Below are 18,669 nucleotides of genomic sequence, written 5' to 3'. Positions count from 1 at the left end.
ACCAATGGCCAGCTTGCCAACCTCATTATCGTCGTTACCAAGACCGATCCGGAAAAGGGCGCCAAGGGCACCTCGCTGATCGTCGTCGAAACCGATGAGGTCGAAGGCTTCGAGCGCGGCCGCAACCTCGACAAGATCGGCCTCAAGGCCAACGACACGTCGGAACTGTTCTTCAACGACGTGCGCGTGCCGACCTCCAATCTGCTTGGCCACGAGGAAGGGCAGGGCTTCATCCAACTGATGCAACAATTGCCGCAGGAGCGGCTGCAGATCGGCACCGGGGCGATCGCCATGATCGAGCGGGCGCTGGCGCTGACCATCGACTACGTCAAGGAGCGCAAGGCCTTCGGCAAGGCGATCATCGACTTCCAGAACACCCAGTTCAAGCTGGCTGAGTTGAAGACCGAGGCGACTGTCGGCCGGGTCTTCTACAATGACTGCGTCACCCGCCACATCAATGGCGGCCTCGACCCGGTCACCGCGTCCATGGCCAAGTACTGGCTTTCCGACCTGCAGGGCAAGGTCGTCGACGAATGCCTTCAATTGCATGGCGGCTATGGCTACATGAATGAATATCCGATCGCCCGCATGTTCCGCGACGCCCGCGTCCAGCGCATCTACGGCGGCACCAACGAGATCATGAAATTGCTGATCGGCCGCTCACTCTGAGCATCGACCGGCGAACCTAAGGAGCAGGAAAATGGCCGAAGCTTATGTCTATGACGCCGTCCGCACGCCGCGCGGCAAGGGCAAGAAGGACGGATCGCTGCATGAGGTGCCGGCGGTGCGGCTTGCCTCCAAGACGCTTGAGGCGCTGCGCGACCGCAACGGGCTCGACACTGCAAACGTGGACGACATCATCTTCGGCTGTGTCGATCCGGTCGGCGAGGCAGGTTCGGTCATTCCGCGCGCCGCCGCCTTCGAGGCTGGCTACGACACCAAGGCGCCCGGCATGCAGATTTCGCGCTTCTGCGCCTCGGGTCTCGATGCCATCAATTTCGGCGCCGCCAAGATCGCGCAGGGCGCCGACGAGATCGTCATCGCCGGTGGCGTCGAATCCATGTCGCGCGTCGGCATGGGTGCTTCCGGCGGCGCCTGGTTCATGGATCCCTCTGTCGGCCTTCCCGGCTGGTTCGTGCCGCAGGGCATCTCGGCCGACCTGATCGCCACCAAATATGGCTTCAGCCGCGACGATGTCGACGCCTATGCCGTCGAGAGCCAGAAGCGGGCCGCCAAATCCTGGGCCGACGGCCGTTTCAGGAATTCGGTCATCCCGATCAAGGACCAGAACGGCCTGATCATCCTCGATCATGACGAGCACATGCGGCCGTCGACCGACATGCAGTCGCTGGCATCGCTCAACCCGTCCTTCGTCATGCCCGGCGAGATGGGCGGCTTCGACGCGGTCGCCGTGCAGAAGCACCCCGAGGTCGAAGAGGTCAATCACGTCCACCATGCCGGCAATTCGTCCGGCATCGTCGATGGTGCGGCCGCCGTGTTGCTCGGCTCGAAGAAAGCCGGCAAGGCGATGGGCCTGAAGCCGCGCGCGCGCATCCGCACCTTCGCCAATATCGGCTCCGAGCCGGTGCTGATGCTGACCGGTCCGGTCGACGTCACCGAAAAGCTGTTGAAGCGCGCCAAGATGAAGCTGTCTGATATCGACCTGTTCGAGCTCAACGAAGCCTTCGCCTCCGTGGTGCTGCGCTACATGCAGGCCTTCGAGATTCCGCATGACAAGATCAACGTCAATGGCGGCGCCATCGCCATGGGCCATCCGCTCGGCGCCACCGGCGCCATGATCTTCGGCACGGTTCTGGACGAGCTGGAGCGGCGCGACCTCAACACCGCGCTGGTGACGCTGTGCATCGGCGCCGGCATGGGCACCGCAACCATCATCGAGAGGGTGTGAGGATGGCGGAACTCACCCGACGCGCGCTGCTGACATTGATCGGCGCAACCGCCCTTGTCGCCGGCGGCGCCGATATCGCGAGCGCCGCGCGTGGCCAGGGCAGGGTCCGCTTGCGCGGCGTGGTCCGCTACGCCGCCAGCGGCCCGTTGCCTCCGGGCCGGCTCACCATCCGGCTTGAGGAGCAGGGCGTCATGGACAAGGCCGGCCGGCGCATCGCCGTGGCCACGGCGCGCAGCACCGGACGCAGCCGCACCGTTTCGTTCGAGATGGACGTGCCGCAGGCCGCGCTGGAGCGGGCCGTCGATCCGGGCTTCACGGTGAGGCTGGAACGCGGCGGTCGGCTGATCGCCATCAACACGTCAAAGCAAAGCTATCGGGGCCGCCGCGCGGTGTCCCTGACAATCGAACCCATCCTGTACTAAGGGGGACAAAGATCATGGCAAGCTACACGAATTTTACGCTCGACACCGATGCCGACGGCATCGTCCTGGTCACCTGGAACATGCCGGACCGCTCGATGAACGTGTTCACCGAAGAGGTGATGCGCGAGCTGAACGCCATCGTCGGCCACGTCGCGGGCGACGCTGCGGTCAAGGGCGTGGTCATCACCTCGGGCAAGGACACCTTCTCCGGCGGCGCCGACATCACCATGCTTCAGAAGATGCTGACCACCTTCGCCGCCGAAAAGGGCAAGGATGTCGAAAAGGCCACCAGGACGCTGTTCGAGAATGCCGGATACATGACCGGCCTGTTCCGCAAGATCGAGACATCGGGCAAACCGTGGGTGTCGGCGATCAACGGCACCTGCATGGGCGGCGCGTTCGAAATGTCGCTGGCTTGCCACGGCCGGGTCGCGGCCGACTCCGACAAGGTGAAAATGGCGCTTCCCGAGGTGAAGATCGGCATTTTCCCGGGCGCCGGCGGCACCCAGCGCGTGCCAAGGCTGACCGACCAGCAGCAGGCGCTGCAGATGCTGACCTCCGGGCAGAATCTCACGCCGCAGAAGGCCAAGTCTATGGGCCTGATCCATGAGGTCGCAGAGCCGGCCAAGCTGGTCGAGACCGCCAAGGCGATGATCAGGAACGGCCTGAAGCCGGTGGCGCCGTGGGACGAGAAGGGCTTCAAGCTGCCCGGCGGCCAGATCTATTCGCCGGCCGGCTTCAATCTTTGGCCGCCGGCCATAGCCATCCTGCGCCGTGAAACCTATGGCAATTACCCGGCCGCGGCGGCGATCCTGAAATGCGTCTATGAGGGCCTGCTGGTGCCATTCGACACGGCGCTCAGGATCGAACAGCGCTACTTCACCGAGATCATGCAGACAAAGGAAGCGGCGGCGATGATCCGCTCGCTGTTCGTCTCGTTGCAGGAACTGAACAAGGGCGCGCGCCGCCCGGCCGGCGTGGCGGAAACCAAGTTCAAGAAGATCGGCATTCTCGGCGCCGGCTTCATGGGCGCCGGCATCGCCTATGTCACCGCCAAGGCCGGCATACCGGTCGTCTTGCTCGACCGCGACATGGAGTCGGCTCAGAAAGGCAAGGCGCATTCCGACAGCCTGGTTTCGGATCAGGTGAAGAAGGGCCGCGCCAAGCCCGAGGAGAGGGATAAGCTGCTGTCGCTGATCACGCCGACCGCCGACTATGCCGATCTCGCCGGCTGCGACCTCGTCGTCGAGGCGGTGTTCGAGGACTCGGGCGTCAAGAAAGCCGCCACCGAACAGGCGGAAGCGGTGTTGAAATCGTCGGCGATCTTCGCCTCCAACACCTCGACCATCCCGATCACCGGTCTGGCGAAGAATTCGGCGCGGCCGAAAAATTTCATCGGCATCCACTTCTTCTCGCCGGTCGACAAGATGATGCTGGTCGAGATCATCCTGGGCAAGAAGACCGGCGACAAGGCGCTTGCGGTCGCGATCGACTTCGTGCGCGCCATCAAGAAGACGCCGATCGTCGTCAACGACACGCGCGGCTTCTATGTCAACCGCTGCGTGCTGCGCTACATGTCGGAAGCCTACAAGATGCTGATCGAAGGCGTGCCCGCGCCGATGATCGAGAATGCGGCGAAGGCCGCCGGCATGCCGGTCGGCCCGCTGGCGCTGACCGACGAGACGGCCATCGATCTCGCCCAGAAGATCATGAAGCAGACCATCAGGGATCTCGGCGACAAGGCCGTCGATCCCAGCCAGATGGCGCTGATCAACACGATGGTCGACGATCACGGCCGCTTCGGCCGCAAGAACGGCAAGGGCTTTTATGATTATCCGGCCAAGCCCGCCAAGAAGAAGCTGTGGCCTGGCCTCAGGGATCTCTACCCGCAGCTTGCGCCCGAAAAGGTCGACTATGAGGAGCTCCAGCAGCGCCTGCTTGTCACCATCGCACTGGAAGCGGCGCGGGCGATGGAAGAGGGCATCGTCACCGATCCGCGCGAGGCCGATGTCGGCTCGATCCTGGCCTTCGGCTTCGCGCCCTACACGGGTGGCGCGCTGTCCTATATCGACGGCATCGGCGCCAAGCGGTTCGTCAAGATCGCCAAGAGCCTGCAGAAGAAATACGGGACCGAATTCAAGGCGCCCAAGCTTTTGCTCGACATGGCCGAGAAGGGCGAGACTTTCTACGAACGCTTCGACCCCTACCGGAAGGGTGAGGTCAAGCAGGCCGCCTGACGGGCGAAGGAAATGTATGTCTGGGCGCGCATGGCGCGCATGCTGGCCACGACGCGAAGCCGTGGTCCCTATGTGATGGGTGGCGAAGGGCGGCTGGCTTTTCGCTGCCTGCCGACCGATATCGATTTCAACATCCATCTCAACAATGCACGCTACATGATGCTGGCCGACCTCGGCCGTATCGACCTGTTCGTCCGTGCCGGCCTCATCCGGCTGGCGCGCAGGAACGGCTGGGCGCCGATGATGGGCGGGCTGCAGGCGGTCTATGCGCGCGAGATCCGGCTGTGGCGCCGCTTCGAAGTGGTGTCTTCGATCGAGACCTGGGAAGGCAGCCAGGTCATAGGCAAGCACCGTTTCGTCCTCGACAATGGCGAGACGGCCGCGCTGATCCTGACGACGGCCGGCGTCTACGACCGCAAGGCACGTAGCTTCATCGACATCGACGACGTCGTGGCGGCACTTGGCCGCGCGGCCGCGCCGCGCCCACCCACGGAAACCGAGCGCGTCTTCATCGCCTCGCACCGGAACCTGCGCGAACAGGCCAAGCGAAACTGATCGGGCAGGCTCGATGGCCGGCCCGACCGCGCACGGCCGGTTCAGGTTCGGCTGCGTCAGGCCGACGCTCCAAGCAGGAAGTCGGTCACCTCGTCTGAAAAGACCATCACCGTATCGTCAAAGGCAACGGCTCGCCTGCCTTGCGGGTCGGGCCGCCCGGCTGGCATCCCGTTCGCCACAAGCGCCTCGGCGCAGCCAACCCAGTCGCCGGAGCTTTCGGGCTCATTGAGGGACGCCCATCCGAGCGTTCCACGCACATCGCCGCCGAAGCCGTGCCGCTCCTTCCAGTCGGAGCCGTGCTCCAGCAGGAACCGCGTGAGGTCGGCATCGCCGCGGAACACGGCGTGGTTCAGCGCCGAGGCGTCCCAGTCGCCGCCGCGCGCCGCGATTGGCCAGCCGAGCCTGACCATCGTCCTCACAGCGTCGCCGCAGCCTTGCGCGGCAAGCTCGGGCAAGAGCCTCAATTGCTGGTCCGACAGCGAGCCCGGCAGGTCGGTCCTGCGAGCCTTGATCGCGCGCGCCGCAGCTTCGTCGCCTTCGGCGCAGGCGGCGATGAACCGTTCCGCGTCGGGAAGCGGTCCATCATCTCCCGGCTGCCGCAACAGCGCCGCGACATCCGGCAAGCCGTAGCGCAGCGCGACCTGGTAGGCGCTCAAGCCTTCGGGTGTTCGCACCGACGGGTCGGCATGCGCCGCGAGAAGCGCCTGGATGTGGGCCGGCGAGCGCCGCCGCCGGATCGCCCATAGAAGCGGCGTGCCCCAATCGGCGGTTGGCTGGCTGCCGGCCGGTTCGTTTGGGTTGGCATCAGGTGCCGCAAGCAGCAACTGCAGTGCTTCCAGACTGTCGAGATCGAGAACCCTGTAGAGCGCATTCGAACCGGTGACGCGTGCGCCGGCCGCGAGCAGAAGCCGCGTGCAGGCCGGGCTCTCAAGCGAATGATAGAGCGATTCCCCGTCATTCGGGTCGGCGCCGGCATCGAGCAGCAACTTCGTCATCACCGGGTCGTGGTTCTGGCCGGCCGCACCGTAGAGTGCCGAAAGCGGATATTCCTGCGACGGTTGTTCAAGCGAACCAGGCGGCCAGCGGCTGCCCACCGCCTGGTTCGGGTCGGCGCCGGCCTCCAGCAGGAGTTTGGCGGCGGCATGAAGAGCGTCACGGTAGCGCGGCAGCCGCGTCAGGCTCGAATGAGTGACGGCCACCAGCGGCGGCAGGTTGAGCGGGCCGCCGGGACGATTGACCCAGCTTGCATCCCGACCGATGGCGCCACGCAGGACCGGCGTGTCGCCAAACGCGCAGGCGAAATAGGCATCGCCCGCGATCAGATCCGGGCGGTCTTCGATCGCACGGGCCGCGGCAGCCGGGCTTGCCCGGTTGGTGCTGCCGCTGATGTCTCCGGCATAGACGAGCTCCGCCAGGGCGCGGCTCGAACCGGCGCGGTCAGCGCCATAGGCGCGCTGCGCGGTGACGAAGCTGCCCAGTTCGCGCCAGGACGGAAATCCGTATTCGCGCGCCAGGCAGGACTGGGCGTCGTGCAGGCGCAGGTCGAGTGTCTGGATCGTCTCGTCCTCTTTGCCTGCCGCGGACGGAAGCGCTTCGCGAAAGCGCGCAAGGGCGCCCGGTTCGCCACGCCGGTAGGCGGCGAGCAATTCCTTGGCCTGCTTTTTCAACAGGTCGAGATCGGGACGGTTGGGGAGTTGTTTCATGAAAACCTCCGTGCGTTCTTCGCCGAAGGTCCGCAAATCCGGCTGCACAAAGGTTTGCTTGTCAGCTCATTGATGCAAGTGGGTTCAACCCTTCCCGCGGACCCGGATGCGGCCTGCACCGCAGGCCCGACCATAGGATCATTCCGCGACCGGGGTCAATCCAGGGTAACCGTGGCCAAGCGCCGAGGTCACGCAGATTTCTCGGTGATCCGCCGGCGCGCCGGTGGACAAGGGGGTGGTCGCGCGCTAGACAGGGAGAGGCATTTTTTCCTGCTCTGAAGGAGCGCGGCATTGCTGTCACACGACCGCGTATGGGCCGCCATCGACGCTCTCGCCGAGCGCTACTCGCTCTCGGCTTCAGGCCTTGCAAGGCGCGCCGGGCTCGACTCGACCGCTTTCAACAAGTCGAAACGGCTTTCGTCCGACGGCCGGCCGCGCTGGCCATCGACCGAATCGCTGGCCAAGATCATCGAGGCGACGGGGGCTTCGCTCGACGAGTTCACCGGATTGATCGAGGGCCGCGGCCCGCCCGGGACGGAATCCGCCCGCCCACGTTCGGTACCGCTGCTCGGCTTTGTCCAGGCTGGCGCCGGCGGCTTCTTCGATGATGCCGGTTTCCCGGCGGGGCAGGGCTGGGACCTGGTGGAACTGCCGGCGCAATCGACCGAGAGCGCCTATGCGTTGCAGGTGCAGGGCGATTCGATGCTCCCGCTCTACCGCAATGGCGATGTGCTCATCGTCGAGCCGGGCGCTGTCACCCGCAAGGGTGACCGCGTCGTCGTCAAGACCACGTCGGGCGAGGTGATGGCCAAGGTGCTCGAGCGCCAGACGGTCAAGTCGATCGCGCTGGTCTCGCTCAATCCCGATCATCCCGACCGCGACATCGCCATGCGCGATGTCGAGTGGGTGGCGCGGATCGTGTGGGCGAGCCAGTAGGCCCGGTGGTGCGGCTCCCACATCTTGCCCTGGCGGTTCTGATGGTCCCGGTGATGGCGGGGCTGGTCATTGTCGGCGGCCACAGGCTGAAAGGGTCCGAAAGCACGGTCGCCGTGGACCAGATCGATCCCGGCGCGGATGCGGTCGCCGGAGCGGGCACGGAGGCGACATCAGGGGAGCCTGCCACATCGGCAATCCCCGCGCCCGTCCAACCACCAAAGCCGGCGGTGCATTCGCGGGCGATCGATCCGGATGTCATCGCGCAGCCGGAACTGCCTGCCGGCGAGCTCGAACGGATCGAGCCGCGTGAGCCGTTGAGCAAGCTGGCGCTCGCCGTGCCGCCCAAGCCGAAGATGCCTGACGACTGGAATGGAACCAAGCTGTTCCAGCCTGTCGCGCCGGCGGCCGGGCTGATCGACGCGAAGGGCTATTCGGTCGCCGTTTCCGGCATCGATGTCGTCAGGCAGGAGGAGACCTGCACCACCGACGGCAAATCCTGGCCATGCGGCATCCGCGCGCGAACGGCATTCCGCGCTTTCCTGCGCGGGCGGGCGGTGGTCTGCAAGGTGCCGCCCGAAGGCGGACACGAACTGATTGCGGCGGAGTGCCGGATCGGCAAGCAGGATGTCGGCCAATGGCTGGTCGAAAACGGCTGGGCGCGCGCTGCCAAGGGTGGGCCTTATGCCGACGCCGGCGAAAAGGCTCAAAAAGCCAAAGCGGGGATTTTCGGATCGGCGCCGAATCTTGCCGGGATCTCGGCTGTGCCCGCCGCGCCCCCGGCGCCCGAGGCGCCGGGTTCGATCCTGGAAGAGGACGGCGGCGCCCTCAAGCCAGCTGACCCGCCAACGCCTTCTGAATGAGCGCGCGGGTCTCCGCGACGCCGTAGAGCGCGGCGAACGAGCCGAAGCGCGGGCCGCGTTCCTGACCGATCAGCACCTGGTAGATCATCTGGAAGAAGGCGCCTGAAACGCCGGGGCCGCCTTCCGGGCTCTGCTTGGAATGATCCTGGTAACGCTCGATCTTGCGCGCCACGTTGAGCGAGGCGTTCTGGATCGCTTCGCTGCTGGCGCCCGCCGGCAATTCGCCAAGCGCCGTTTCCAGCCGCTGCAGCGCTTCGCGCTCGGCCTCGTCGGCCGGGCGGAATGTCTTCGTGGGCTTCACGAAGTCGTCGAAATAGCGGATCGCATAGCCCGTCAGCCTGTCGAGCTCGGGATGGGTCGCCGGCGTCACGCCCGAGGCATGGCGCGAGATGAAGCCCCACAGCACGTCCTTGTTCTGCGCGTTGGAGGCGCTGACCAGATTGAGCAGCAGCGAGAACGGCACAGGCATGTCGATGGCGGGCGGATTGCCGTCATGCATGTGCCAGACCGGGTTGCCCAGCCGCTCCTTCCAGTCCTGCCGCGGATAGGCGGCGAGGAAGGTGTAGTACTCGTCCACGGCCCTTGGAATGACATCGAAATAGAGTTTCTTCGCCTGCCGCGGCCGCTGGTACATGTAGAGGCCGAGGCTCTCGGTGGGCGCGTAGGTCAGCCATTCGTCGATGGTCAGCCCGTTGCCCTTCGACTTCGATATCTTCTGGCCGTTCTCGTCCAGGAACAGTTCGTAGACGAAATGCTCCGGCGCCCGTCCGCCAAGGATGTTGCAGATGCGGTCATAGATAACCGCATTGGTCTGGTGGTCCTTGCCGAACATTTCGAAATCGACGCCGAGCGCGGCCCAGCGCATGCCGAAGTCCGGCTTCCACTGCAGCTTCACTTTGCCGCCGGTGATCGAAAGCGTGGTCTCGGTTCCCTCGTCGTCGAAGGTGATGGTGCCGGCCTCGGCGTCGACATGCTTCATGGGCACGTAGAGCACGCGCCCGGTCCTCGGTGAAATCGGCAGGAACGGGCTGTAGGTCGCCTGCCGCTCCGGTCCAAGCGTCGGCAGCATCACCGCCATGATCTGGTCGTAGCGTTCGGCCGCGCGCTTGAGCATCGCGTCGAAGCGCCCGGACTTGTAGTACTGCGTCGCGCTGGCGAACTCGTAGTCGAAGCCGAACGTGTCGAGGAAGCGGCAGAGCATCGCATTGTTGTGGTCGGCGAAGCTCGCATAATCGCCGCCGAACGGATTGGGCACCGCAGACAGCGGCATATGCAGATACGGCTCGAGCGCGGCGCGATCCGGCACATTGTCGGGAATCTTGCGCATGCCGTCCATGTCGTCGGAAAAGCACAGCAGCTTGGTCGCGACCTTGTCCTGCGTCAGCACGCGGAAGGCATGACGCACCATTGATGTGCGCGCCACCTCGCCGAACGTGCCGATATGCGGCAGGCCCGACGGTCCATAGCCGGTCTCGAACAGGACCGTTTCGGGAAAGTCGCCGCCCTTGTAACGCTCGATGATCTTTTTGGCTTCCTCGAACGGCCAGGCCTTGCTCTCGGCCGCTGCCGCCAGCAGTTCGGGATTGAGATCGATGAGGTTTGATCCCGCCATGGTCGTGTTTTCCAAATTGTTCGCCGGCCAGCCGTTCGCTGGCATGGGCGCAAGTGTCGATTTTCATCCGGTCTCTAGGCGCGCATGGCCGGAGCGTCAACGCGTGGCTGCCCTTTTTCCTTGCGGCGTCGATGGTGCGTTCCTACCTTCGAAGCCCGTCAAAGGAGTAAAGAATGCCGTCGCCGACACCGCATGAAGCCCTGATCTACCTGATGGTCATCACCTCCGCCTCGGATCGTGACATGACCGATGTCGAACTGGCGCGGATCGGCGAGGTTGTCCGCTCGTGGCCGGTGTTCGAGGATTTCAGGCACGACCGGCTGGTTCCCGTCGCCCAGGCCTGCCAGAAGCTGCTGCACGAAAAGGATGGTCTCGAGGGGGTCCTGGCCCAGGTTGCCGAAGTGCTGCCGGAGCGGCTGCGCGACACTGCCTACGCCGCAGCTTTCGAGGTGGCCGCCGTCGATCTGGAGATGCGGATGGAAGAAGTGCGCGTGCTACAGCTGATCCGCCGCCAGCTCGATCTCGACACGCTGACCGTTGCGGCAATCGGCCGTGCGGCGAAGGCGCGGCTTCGGACGCTGACCTGACGGGATCGACCGGGAATCAGAAAAAGCTGACCGGCCGGATCAGAAAAAGCTGACCGGGAAGTAGCGCAGGTAGAATTCGGAGAAGGTTCCCTTCATCGAAACCTCCTGCAGTGCGTAGTCGAGTGCCGCTGCCAGCGCCGGATTGTCCGCCTTTGTGGCGATGGCCATGCCCGTTCCCAGATATTCAGGCGCCAGATAGGGGCCGCCGGCGAAGCGGCAGCAGCCGGCTGCGTCCGAGCCGCCAAGCCAGAAGGCGAAGCGCATGCCGTCGCCGAAGGCGGCATCGATCTTGCCGGCCTTGAGATCGCCGTAGAGCGCTTCCGGTCCATCGAAGGTGACGACCTGAACCGTCCGGAAATAGTCGCGCAGCATGCGCTCATGCGCCGAGCCCGCGATGACGCCGATGCGCTTGCCATGCAGCTTGTCGAAGATGGGTTCCGCCAGCGCTTTGGCCTTCGGCATGATGAAGCGCGCCGGAAACTGCAGATAGGAGCGTGAGAAGGCGTATGTCTGGCGCGACTGGGCCGTCGCGGCGATGCCGGCGATGATCGCCTCGCCTTCGCCCTTCTCGAGCGCGCCCTGGAGTTCGGCCCAGGGCAATGCCTGGATCTGGCATTTGTCGGCCACGCCGAGTTCCGCGCAGATGGCGCGCGCCAGATCGATATGGAAACCGGAGAGTTTTCCCGAGCCGTCGAGGAAATTGAACGGCGGAAAATCCGTCGTCGTCAGGAACCGCAGCCGGGGGAGGGCCGAAAGGTCGGGCTTGGGCAGCCGCTCCTTGGCGTCCCACAATACGGGTACCTGCGGCTCCGCCGCGCGCGCTTCCAGAACCCATGACGGCGCTGCGATCAGCGCCGCCGCCAGGATCAGGGACCTCCATTGGAACGCCACGATAGAACTCCGCTGCCCCGGCCTATGCACCGGTTTTGGTACGAAAATGATACAGGCACAATGCTTTTTGATTTCAACGCGCCAATTTCAGGATATGGTCTGGTGCGTTTGCAAATAGCGGTGGCTGCCTTGGTGGGGGTACCAGGGTCGAGAACCACAACCGGAAATGTGCGCATTGCAATCCGCGGTCGGTGGCAAAGTGCGGGCAACGCGCGGACCATCGATCCCAATGCATAAGGCAACATGGGGTTGATGTTGCGATGGTTCAGTTCGATCGGACACTGGAATACATTGACCAATTGCAGCACGCCGGAACGGCGGCTGCGGTCTGCGAAAGACTGTTGGGCATAACGTCGGATTTTGGCCTGACGGCGCTGATGGCGGGAACCGTCCCGCAGCCGGGCACGCCGACCGGGCAGCAGAAGCAGCACGTGCTGCTGTGCGATTGGCCGGTCGAATGGCTGGAGCGCTACGTCGCGCGCAACTATGTCGATCACGATCCCGTGGTCAGCCACATGAAACAGTTGCAGGCGCCGTTCAAGTGGCAGGAAGCCGCGCAAGGCGTGCGCATCGACAAGAGCAGCGGCGAAGTCATGGGCGATGCCGGCTCCTTCAAGCTGCGCGACGGTCTGGCCTTTCCGCTGATCACGCTCGATGGCCACATCGTTATGGTGTCGCTGGGTGGCGAGGCGGTGGAACTGTCGGCGGCCGAGTTCGGCCTGGTGTCGCTTGTCTCGACCTATGCCATCGGCCGCGCCATGCAGCTCCACACCATGGCCGGCAAAACCATCGACCATATCGAGTTGACGCCACGCGAGCGCGAGTGCCTGCAATGGGCCGCCGTCGGCAAGTCGGAATGGGAGATCTCGCAAATCCTCGGCATCTCCGAACACACCTCGGAGAAACATCTTCTTAACGCCAAAAGCAAACTCGGTGCCGTCAACCGGGTGCAGGCAGTCGCCGAGGCGATACGGCGCGGCTACATTAGCTAGGACGGCCGTGCCGGCCTAGAACTTCTTGCCTACGTGATCACGCAATTTTCTCATCGAAGCACGGCCGTATCTTCCTCTTAAACCCAGGAGACGACGGAATGCTTTTTTGTCTTACAACCCAAGAACTGATGGAACGTCCTGACTTGTGGGAGGCCGTCCATCGGCTGCGTTACCAGATATTTGTCGAAGAGATGGGGTGGGAGGACCTTCGGCGCCCGGACGGATTCGAAGTTGATCAATTCGACCATGACGAGGCGGTGCATCAGATCGTCATCAGGGGCAATGAAATAGCCGGCTATCAGCGGATGCTGCCGACCACGCGGCCCCATCTGCTGACCGAAGTTTTGACCGACCTTTCCGAAGGAACGCCGCCCTCGGGCCCAAACATCTGGGAACTGACCCGCTATGCCGTGGCCACCGGTTTCCGCGACGGCCGTCGCGGCGTTTCGACCGTCGGCACGGAATTGATCGCCGGCTTCGTCGAGTGGGGGCTGAAGCGCGGCGTTGACAGGGTGATCATCGAGTTCGAGCCGATGTGGGTGCTGCGCGCACTGCAACTGCATTTCCTGGCGACGCCGCTGGGTTATCAGCGCACCTATGGCAACCAGCAGGTCGTGGCGACGCTCCTCACCTTCAACGAGCACACGCTGGAGGTGGTGCGCTCGCGCCGCAATCACCACGCGCCTGTTCTGGCCAGGGGGTATCCCGACATGTTCGGGCAAAGGAGGGCGTCATGAGATCGGAGACGTTCATGCACCCGCAGCCTGAACTGCGCAATCACACGCTGATCGTCACCGTTTCGTCGACCGACGGCCGGCCGGTGCTCGACAGAAGGGCCTATGAGAGCCTTGCCAGGACGTTCCATGAAGCCGCGGACAATGACGAGGTCCGTGTCGTCGTGCTGCGTGGCCTGGCGGGCTGTTTCTGCCTTGGCGGCGACTTCTCCGAATTCCTCGACGCCACCAAGCACCAGAAACTGATCGCCGCCGTCACCGACATGTTCCGCACTTTGGCGACGTTTCCCAAGCCCATCCTGGCCTGCGTCGACGGCGATGCTGTCGGCGTCGGCTGCACTATCCTGTTTCACTGCGACATGGTGATTGCATCGAGCGCGAGCACTTTCCGGGTGCCGTTTGTCGATTTCGGCCTGGTGCCGGACGCGGCGACCAGCATCCTGGCGCCGCAGAAGCTGGGCTATGCCGGCGCCTTCCGCTTCTTCTGTCTCGGCGACACGCTTCACGCCGAGGACGCCAGGGCGCTTGGGCTCGTTGCCGAGATCGTGCATGACGGCGTCGAGGAGGCCACGCTCGGCCGGGCAAGGCAACTCGCCAAGAAACCGGTCGCGGCCCTGCTTCAGACGCGCGGCCTGCTCAAGGGAAATCCCGGCGCCTTGTGCGACCGCATCGACGAGGAAATATCGCTGTTCCAGCAAGCGTTGCAGGATGACGCCACGCTGCGCCGCCTGCAACGCATCGCCAGGCTCGCGGCCTGAATTGGCCCGGGAATGCCGTGCCGCGCGGAACACCGCGCGGCACGGTCAAAGTCAGCCTTCCTTGCCGAGGAACGACGGCCCGTCGCCGATGATCTTCTTGTCCTCCTTGCCGATGACATCGAGATCGCGTCCCTCATAAGGCAGCGACAAGAGAATGCGGCGCATCACCGCCAGCCGTGCGCGGCGCTTGTCGTTGGCGCGCACGATGATCCATGGCGCGAACTCCTTGTGGGTCCGCTCGAACATGGTGTCGCGCACCTTGGTGTAGTCGTCCCACTTGGTGATGCCGGCAATGTCGATCGGCGAAAACTTCCAGCTCTTCAGCGGGCTGTAGCGGCGATCGTGAAAGCGCTCCAACTGCGTTTCCTGCCCGATGTTCAACCAGAATTTGAAGAAGTGGATGCCGTCATTGACGATCATCCGCTCGAAATGCGGCGTTTCGTCGAGAAACTTTTCATGCTGTTCCGGGGTGCAGAAACCCATCACCGGCTCGACGCCGGCGCGGTTGTACCAGGAGCGGTCGAAGGTGACGAATTCACCCGAGGTCGGGAAGTGGTCGATATAACGCTGGTAGTACCATTGCCCAAGCTCGGTCGGGGTCGGCTTGGTCAGCGCGACATTGCGCGCGGTGCGCGGGTTGAGGTACTGGCGAACCACGAAGATCGTGCCGCCCTTGCCGGCGGCGTCGCGACCCTCGAACAGCGCCATCGCCCGCTTGCCGGTAGCCTGCAGCCAGGCCTGCGCCTTGACCAGTTCGATCTGCAGTTTCTCGAGCGTTTCGTCATATTCCTCGCTCTTCATCTTCTTGTCGTAAGGATAGTCGCCCGCGGTCAGCTTGTTGTCCTCGACCCAATCCGGAAGCTTCGGGTTCTCGATATCGAATTCCCGCTCCTTGCCGGCGATCTTGAGCTTCAACGGCCCCTTGGCCGTTTCAGCGGGCTTTTCCTTGGCATTTTTCATCGAGACAAACCTTTCCAGCTTCCGGACTCATGCTATTGGGGGCCTTCCTGCCGGTCCAGCACGAAAGTTGCCAGGCCGGTGAAACCTGGCAATGCGGGACGCAGGGGCGAATGGCTGACCGGGGCGCGGAAGACAAGGATGCGGCGCAGACCATCGCCACCCGGTTATGGAACGGCCGCTGGCTGATCCTGGCGGGTTTTGTCGCGGTTCTGGCTGTCTATTTCCTTGGCGGTATCTCCGCCTATGTGCTGGCGCCCGCGCTCGCCATCCTGTTCGGGGCGGCGCTGTTGCCGGCCGGCGGAGCGCGCCAGTCCGCAGACGCCGCCGCCGCGATCGAGGCGATCGGTCTGCAGCGGCTTTCGGGTGAATATCTGGCGGCGGCCGTCGCCGATCCGCTCATCATCTTCGATCATGCCGCCACGATCGTCCATGCCAATGCCGCCGCCTTCGCGGCCTTTGGCGGCATCGCGCCGGGCATATCGCTGCCGCTGAAATTCCGGGCACCGGAAATGCAGGCCCTGCTGGACAGCGTGCTGTCGGGCGCTGTCGCTTCGGATGTCGTCGACTATACCGAGAAACTGCCGGTCGAACGGGCCTACCGGGTCAGCGCGTCCTCGGTAGGTCACGGCACCGACCTCTATGTGCTGGTGTTCAAGGATCAGAGCGAAGCGCGACGCATCGACCGCATGCGCGCCGACTTCATCGCCAATGCCAGCCATGAATTGCGCACGCCGCTCGCCTCGATTGCGGGGTTCATCGAGACGCTGCGCGGGCCGGCCCGCAACGACCCGGCGGCACGCGAACAGTTCCTGCAGATCATGCAGAACCAGACAGGCCGGATGGCGCGGCTGATCGACGACCTCCTGTCGCTGTCGCGGCTGGAGATGAAACCTTATCTGAAGCCCGGCACCGAGGTCGACCTGCGCCAGACGGTCGACGGCGTCATCGATTCACTTGCCCCGCTGGCCCGGGAAAACAATGTCGCTATAGAGCGGAATTTCGCCAAGGGGCCTCTCAACGTCCCGGGCGACCGTGACGAACTGTTCCAGGTGTTCGAGAACCTTCTGGAAAACGCCTGCAAATACGGACAGTCGGGCGGCCGTGTCCTGGTGTCGATCTCGCGTGACGATGAGGATGTCGAGCCCGGCATCGACGTCACGATCAGGGATTTCGGCCCCGGCATTCCCGAAGAGCACATTCCGCGCATCACCGAACGATTCTACCGCATCGATGTCGAGACCAGCCGGACCCAGAAGGGCACCGGGCTCGGCCTGTCGATCGTCAAGCACATACTGACGCGCCACAATGCCAGGCTGACGATCAAGTCCGAGGTCGGCAAAGGCGCAGCCTTCTCGGTCCATTTGCCGGCGCACTGATATCGCCCTAGTTTTCCACCGGCCCGTTTCTTTTTTCTGTCATCCGGGTAGCGTATCAGCGGGGATTCGAGGAAACGACTCAAAAATCAAGACACTCGGTGGGAAGGCATTTCGACCATGCAGTCCGTGCACATAATGAGCGCCTATGACGAGGAACTGAAATATCTGTCGAAGCGCATCGCCGCGATGGGCGGTCATGCCGAACGCATGGTCGAGCAGGCGGTAGCCGCCCTGGTCAATGCCGATCCGGGACTGGCCCAGAAAGTCATCCGCGACGATACCGTGCTGGATGAAGGACAGCGCGAGATCGACGACAAGGCGATCGTCATCATCGCCAAGCGCCAGCCGATGGCGACGGACCTGCGCGAGATCGTCGGCGCGATCCGCATCTCGGCCGATCTCGAACGGGTGGGCGACCTCGGCAAGAACGTTGCCAAGCGTGTCGTCGCCGTCATCGATGGCCGCCAGCCGACCAGCCTGTTTCGCGGTCTCGAAGCCTTGGCCAACCTTGCGTTGACCCAGCTCAAGGAAGTGCTCGATGTCTACGCGTCGCGCTCCGTCGAGAAGATCGGCTTCGTGCGCGACCGTGACGACCAGATAGACGCCATGTACACCTCGCTGTTTCGCGAGTTGCTGACCTACATGATGGAAGATCCGCGCAACATCACGCCCTGCACGCATCTGCTTTTCTGCGCCAAGAACATCGAGCGCATCGGCGATCATGCCACCAACATCGCCGAGACGATCTACTACATCGTCACGGGTGATCAGATGCCCGCCGACCGGCCGAAGGGCGATAAGACCGACAAGATCAGTCTCTCCGCCTCGATGCCGGCAAAGTGAGCCGCCCACGGCCCCTCGAACGCTCGATCATATTGCGCTAGACTGTCCCGGTAAGCTCGTTGTGTCCTGCGAAGGCCGGGCTTTCGGGAGGCTGCGATGGAATATATCAGGGAGTTCAAGCCCGCGCCGCCGACATCGGGCATCATCGCCTCCAGTGTATACACTGCCGGGCGGCGCATCGCCGACATTCCGATCGAGGAAGCCGGCGAATGGGCCAAGAAATCCGGGCACGTGGTCTGGATAGGACTGCTCGAGCCGGATGGCGACCTTCTGCTGCGTGTCCAGGCACAGTTCCATCTGCATGAACTGGCGATCGAGGATGCCGAGCACCCGCACCAGCGGCCCAAGATCGAGCAATATGGCGATGCCCTGTTCATTGTCGCGCGCACCGCGCAGCTGATCGATGGCCGCGTCACTTTCGGCGAGACGCATCTTTTCGTCGGCTCGGGCTACATCGTCAGCGTCCGGCATGGTCCGTCGACATCGTATGCCGCCGTTCGCCAGCATTGGGAAAGCTGTCCGCACTCGCTGGCCAAGGGCGAGGATTTCGTCCTCTACGCCATTCTCGATTTCATCGTCGACAATTACATGCCCGTGCTTGAGCAGATCGAGGACGAGGTCGAGGCAATCGAGGACAGGGTGCTTTTGAAGCCGATGACCGGTCCCGATATCGAGCGGCTCTACATGTTGCGCCGCGATCTCCTGCGCCTGCGCAATGCGGCACTGCCGCTGGTCGAGGTCTGCCGCCGGCTGACCAGCGCCGACCTGCCGCAGATCCATTCAGCCATGCATCCTTTGTTCCGCGACGTGACGGACCACATCCGCACCGTCCAGGAAAAGATCGACAGCCTGCGCGAGGTGCTGGCCTTCGCTTTCGAAGCCAGTTTGCTGGTCGGTCAAAGCCAGGAAACGGCGATCTCCAAGAAACTCGCCTCCTGGGCGGCTATTCTTGCCGTGCCGACCGCATTCGCCGGGATCTATGGCATGAACTTCACCGACATGCCGGAACTGAAAATGGAATATGGCTATCCCATCGTTCTGACGGTGATCGCGCTGATCTGCGCGTTCCTCTACTGGCGGTTCCGGAAGAACGGCTGGCTGTGAGAGAGCCAATAGCGAATAGCGAATAGGGGAACAAAGCGAATATGGCTTGCTCCTGTTTACAGAAGTGTCGCCGTTATATTCGCTATTCGCTATTCGCTATTCGCTATTCGCTATTCGCTATTCGCTATTCGCTATTCGCTATTCGCTATTCGCTATTCGCTATTCGCTATTCGCTATTCGCTATTCGCTC

The 18,669-nt window shown here is 63.6% G+C and carries 18 protein-coding genes; 14 read left to right on the top strand and 4 right to left on the bottom strand.

What is annotated here, in order from left to right; translation table 11 throughout:
- The 5 genes from J0I79_RS29190 to J0I79_RS29170 form a co-directional block, all read left to right on the top strand.
- Positions 1-669: acyl-CoA dehydrogenase family protein (locus tag J0I79_RS29190; RefSeq protein WP_292867571.1), on the top strand; the 669-nt coding region annotated here is incomplete at its 5' end.
- A 31-nt stretch (positions 670-700) separates the two neighbouring features.
- The gene (locus tag J0I79_RS29185) at positions 701-1,909 is read left to right on the top strand and encodes an acetyl-CoA C-acetyltransferase (RefSeq protein ID WP_292867568.1); all 1,209 of its coding nucleotides are present in this window, start codon (positions 701-703) and stop codon (positions 1,907-1,909) included.
- A 2-nt stretch (positions 1,910-1,911) separates the two neighbouring features.
- Positions 1,912-2,331 carry a YbaY family lipoprotein gene (locus J0I79_RS29180; RefSeq protein WP_292867565.1) on the top strand — a complete coding sequence of 140 codons (420 nt, stop codon included), beginning with the start codon at positions 1,912-1,914 and terminating at the stop codon, positions 2,329-2,331.
- 14 nt (positions 2,332-2,345) lie between these two features.
- On the top strand, positions 2,346-4,568 hold the full coding sequence (locus tag J0I79_RS29175; protein ID WP_292867562.1) for a 3-hydroxyacyl-CoA dehydrogenase NAD-binding domain-containing protein: 2,223 nt from the start codon (positions 2,346-2,348) through the stop codon (positions 4,566-4,568).
- A gap of 12 nt (positions 4,569-4,580) precedes the next feature.
- Positions 4,581-5,123, top strand: coding sequence for a thioesterase family protein (locus J0I79_RS29170; protein ID WP_292867559.1), 543 nt, complete (start codon positions 4,581-4,583; stop codon positions 5,121-5,123).
- A 56-nt stretch (positions 5,124-5,179) separates the two neighbouring features.
- On the opposite strand, the gene J0I79_RS29165 is transcribed toward J0I79_RS29170, so the two are convergent.
- On the bottom strand, positions 5,180-6,826 hold the full coding sequence (locus J0I79_RS29165; RefSeq protein ID WP_292867556.1) for an ankyrin repeat domain-containing protein: 1,647 nt from the start codon (positions 6,824-6,826) through the stop codon (positions 5,180-5,182).
- A 291-nt stretch (positions 6,827-7,117) separates the two neighbouring features.
- Between J0I79_RS29165 and J0I79_RS29160 the strand changes: the two genes are divergently transcribed.
- Both J0I79_RS29160 and J0I79_RS29155 read left to right on the top strand, forming a co-directional pair.
- Positions 7,118-7,762: a helix-turn-helix transcriptional regulator gene (locus tag J0I79_RS29160; RefSeq protein WP_292867553.1), complete on the top strand. Its 645-nt coding sequence runs from the start codon at positions 7,118-7,120 to the stop codon at positions 7,760-7,762.
- Positions 7,763-7,770: 8 nt separating this feature from the next.
- Positions 7,771-8,622 carry a thermonuclease family protein gene (locus tag J0I79_RS29155; RefSeq protein ID WP_366015453.1) on the top strand — a complete coding sequence of 284 codons (852 nt, stop codon included), beginning with the start codon at positions 7,771-7,773 and terminating at the stop codon, positions 8,620-8,622.
- Here the strand turns inward: J0I79_RS29155 and J0I79_RS29150 are convergent.
- Positions 8,588-10,234 carry a lysine--tRNA ligase gene (locus J0I79_RS29150; RefSeq protein ID WP_292867550.1) on the bottom strand — a complete coding sequence of 549 codons (1,647 nt, stop codon included), beginning with the start codon at positions 10,232-10,234 and terminating at the stop codon, positions 8,588-8,590. The two genes, J0I79_RS29155 and J0I79_RS29150, sit on opposite strands and share 35 nt — an antisense overlap.
- Before the next feature lie 173 nt (positions 10,235-10,407).
- Between J0I79_RS29150 and J0I79_RS29145 the strand changes: the two genes are divergently transcribed.
- Entirely contained in the window at positions 10,408-10,821 is a 414-nt protein-coding gene (locus tag J0I79_RS29145; protein WP_292867547.1) for a tellurite resistance TerB family protein, read from the top strand.
- A gap of 39 nt (positions 10,822-10,860) precedes the next feature.
- Here the strand turns inward: J0I79_RS29145 and J0I79_RS29140 are convergent, their stop codons facing one another.
- Positions 10,861-11,712 (bottom strand): transporter substrate-binding domain-containing protein, encoded by an 852-nt coding sequence (locus tag J0I79_RS29140; RefSeq protein WP_292867544.1) that lies wholly within the window; start codon positions 11,710-11,712, stop codon positions 10,861-10,863.
- A gap of 260 nt (positions 11,713-11,972) precedes the next feature.
- Between J0I79_RS29140 and J0I79_RS29135 the strand changes: the two genes are divergently transcribed.
- From J0I79_RS29135 to J0I79_RS29125, 3 genes are all read left to right on the top strand, one after another.
- Positions 11,973-12,704, top strand: coding sequence for a LuxR family transcriptional regulator (locus tag J0I79_RS29135; RefSeq protein WP_292867541.1), 732 nt, complete (start codon positions 11,973-11,975; stop codon positions 12,702-12,704).
- A gap of 98 nt (positions 12,705-12,802) precedes the next feature.
- Positions 12,803-13,441: an acyl-homoserine-lactone synthase gene (locus tag J0I79_RS29130; protein ID WP_366015448.1), complete on the top strand. Its 639-nt coding sequence runs from the start codon at positions 12,803-12,805 to the stop codon at positions 13,439-13,441.
- On the top strand, positions 13,438-14,196 hold the full coding sequence (locus J0I79_RS29125; protein WP_292867535.1) for an enoyl-CoA hydratase-related protein: 759 nt from the start codon (positions 13,438-13,440) through the stop codon (positions 14,194-14,196). The genes J0I79_RS29130 and J0I79_RS29125 overlap by 4 nt, the downstream gene beginning before the upstream one ends.
- A gap of 51 nt (positions 14,197-14,247) precedes the next feature.
- Here J0I79_RS29125 and ppk2 read toward each other — a convergent pair whose 3' ends face one another.
- Positions 14,248-15,156, bottom strand: a complete 909-nt coding sequence (gene ppk2 / locus J0I79_RS29120; protein ID WP_292867532.1) for a polyphosphate kinase 2 — start codon at positions 15,154-15,156, stop codon at positions 14,248-14,250.
- Between the two features lie 110 nt (positions 15,157-15,266).
- On the opposite strand from ppk2, the gene J0I79_RS29115 reads away from it, so the two are divergent.
- The 3 genes from J0I79_RS29115 to J0I79_RS29105 all read left to right on the top strand — a co-directional run bounded on the left by J0I79_RS29115 (position 15,267) and on the right by J0I79_RS29105 (position 18,479).
- Positions 15,267-16,532, top strand: coding sequence for an ATP-binding protein (locus tag J0I79_RS29115; RefSeq protein ID WP_292867529.1), 1,266 nt, complete (start codon positions 15,267-15,269; stop codon positions 16,530-16,532).
- A gap of 117 nt (positions 16,533-16,649) precedes the next feature.
- A complete protein-coding gene (gene phoU, locus J0I79_RS29110) occupies positions 16,650-17,375 on the top strand; it encodes a phosphate signaling complex protein PhoU (RefSeq protein ID WP_292867527.1) in 726 nt (241 codons plus the stop codon).
- A 96-nt stretch (positions 17,376-17,471) separates the two neighbouring features.
- The gene (locus J0I79_RS29105) at positions 17,472-18,479 is read left to right on the top strand and encodes a magnesium and cobalt transport protein CorA (RefSeq protein WP_292867525.1); all 1,008 of its coding nucleotides are present in this window, start codon (positions 17,472-17,474) and stop codon (positions 18,477-18,479) included.
- Positions 18,480-18,669: the final 190 nt, after the last annotated feature.

Origin of the sequence: Mesorhizobium sp. (genome assembly GCF_017306585.1) — a bacterium.
Classification (GTDB): Bacteria; Pseudomonadota; Alphaproteobacteria; order Rhizobiales; family Rhizobiaceae; genus Mesorhizobium.
This window is presented reverse-complemented; position numbering and strand designations above follow the sequence as displayed.

Coding starts and splice junctions, on each gene's coding strand:
- J0I79_RS29185 (WP_292867568.1), top strand. CDS start 701: ATGGCCGAAGCTTATGTCTATGACGCCGTCCGCACGCCGCGCGGCAAG.
- J0I79_RS29180 (WP_292867565.1), top strand. CDS start 1,912: ATGGCGGAACTCACCCGACGCGCGCTGCTGACATTGATCGGCGCAACC.
- J0I79_RS29175 (WP_292867562.1), top strand. CDS start 2,346: ATGGCAAGCTACACGAATTTTACGCTCGACACCGATGCCGACGGCATC.
- J0I79_RS29170 (WP_292867559.1), top strand. CDS start 4,581: ATGTATGTCTGGGCGCGCATGGCGCGCATGCTGGCCACGACGCGAAGC.
- J0I79_RS29165 (WP_292867556.1), bottom strand. CDS start 6,826: ATGAAACAACTCCCCAACCGTCCCGATCTCGACCTGTTGAAAAAGCAG.
- J0I79_RS29150 (WP_292867550.1), bottom strand. CDS start 10,234: ATGGCGGGATCAAACCTCATCGATCTCAATCCCGAACTGCTGGCGGCA.
- J0I79_RS29145 (WP_292867547.1), top strand. CDS start 10,408: ATGCCGTCGCCGACACCGCATGAAGCCCTGATCTACCTGATGGTCATC.
- J0I79_RS29135 (WP_292867541.1), top strand. CDS start 11,973: ATGGTTCAGTTCGATCGGACACTGGAATACATTGACCAATTGCAGCAC.
- J0I79_RS29130 (WP_366015448.1), top strand. CDS start 12,803: ATGCTTTTTTGTCTTACAACCCAAGAACTGATGGAACGTCCTGACTTG.
- J0I79_RS29125 (WP_292867535.1), top strand. CDS start 13,438: ATGAGATCGGAGACGTTCATGCACCCGCAGCCTGAACTGCGCAATCAC.
- ppk2 (WP_292867532.1), bottom strand. CDS start 15,156: ATGAAAAATGCCAAGGAAAAGCCCGCTGAAACGGCCAAGGGGCCGTTG.
- J0I79_RS29115 (WP_292867529.1), top strand. CDS start 15,267: ATGGCTGACCGGGGCGCGGAAGACAAGGATGCGGCGCAGACCATCGCC.
- phoU (WP_292867527.1), top strand. CDS start 16,650: ATGCAGTCCGTGCACATAATGAGCGCCTATGACGAGGAACTGAAATAT.
- J0I79_RS29105 (WP_292867525.1), top strand. CDS start 17,472: ATGGAATATATCAGGGAGTTCAAGCCCGCGCCGCCGACATCGGGCATC.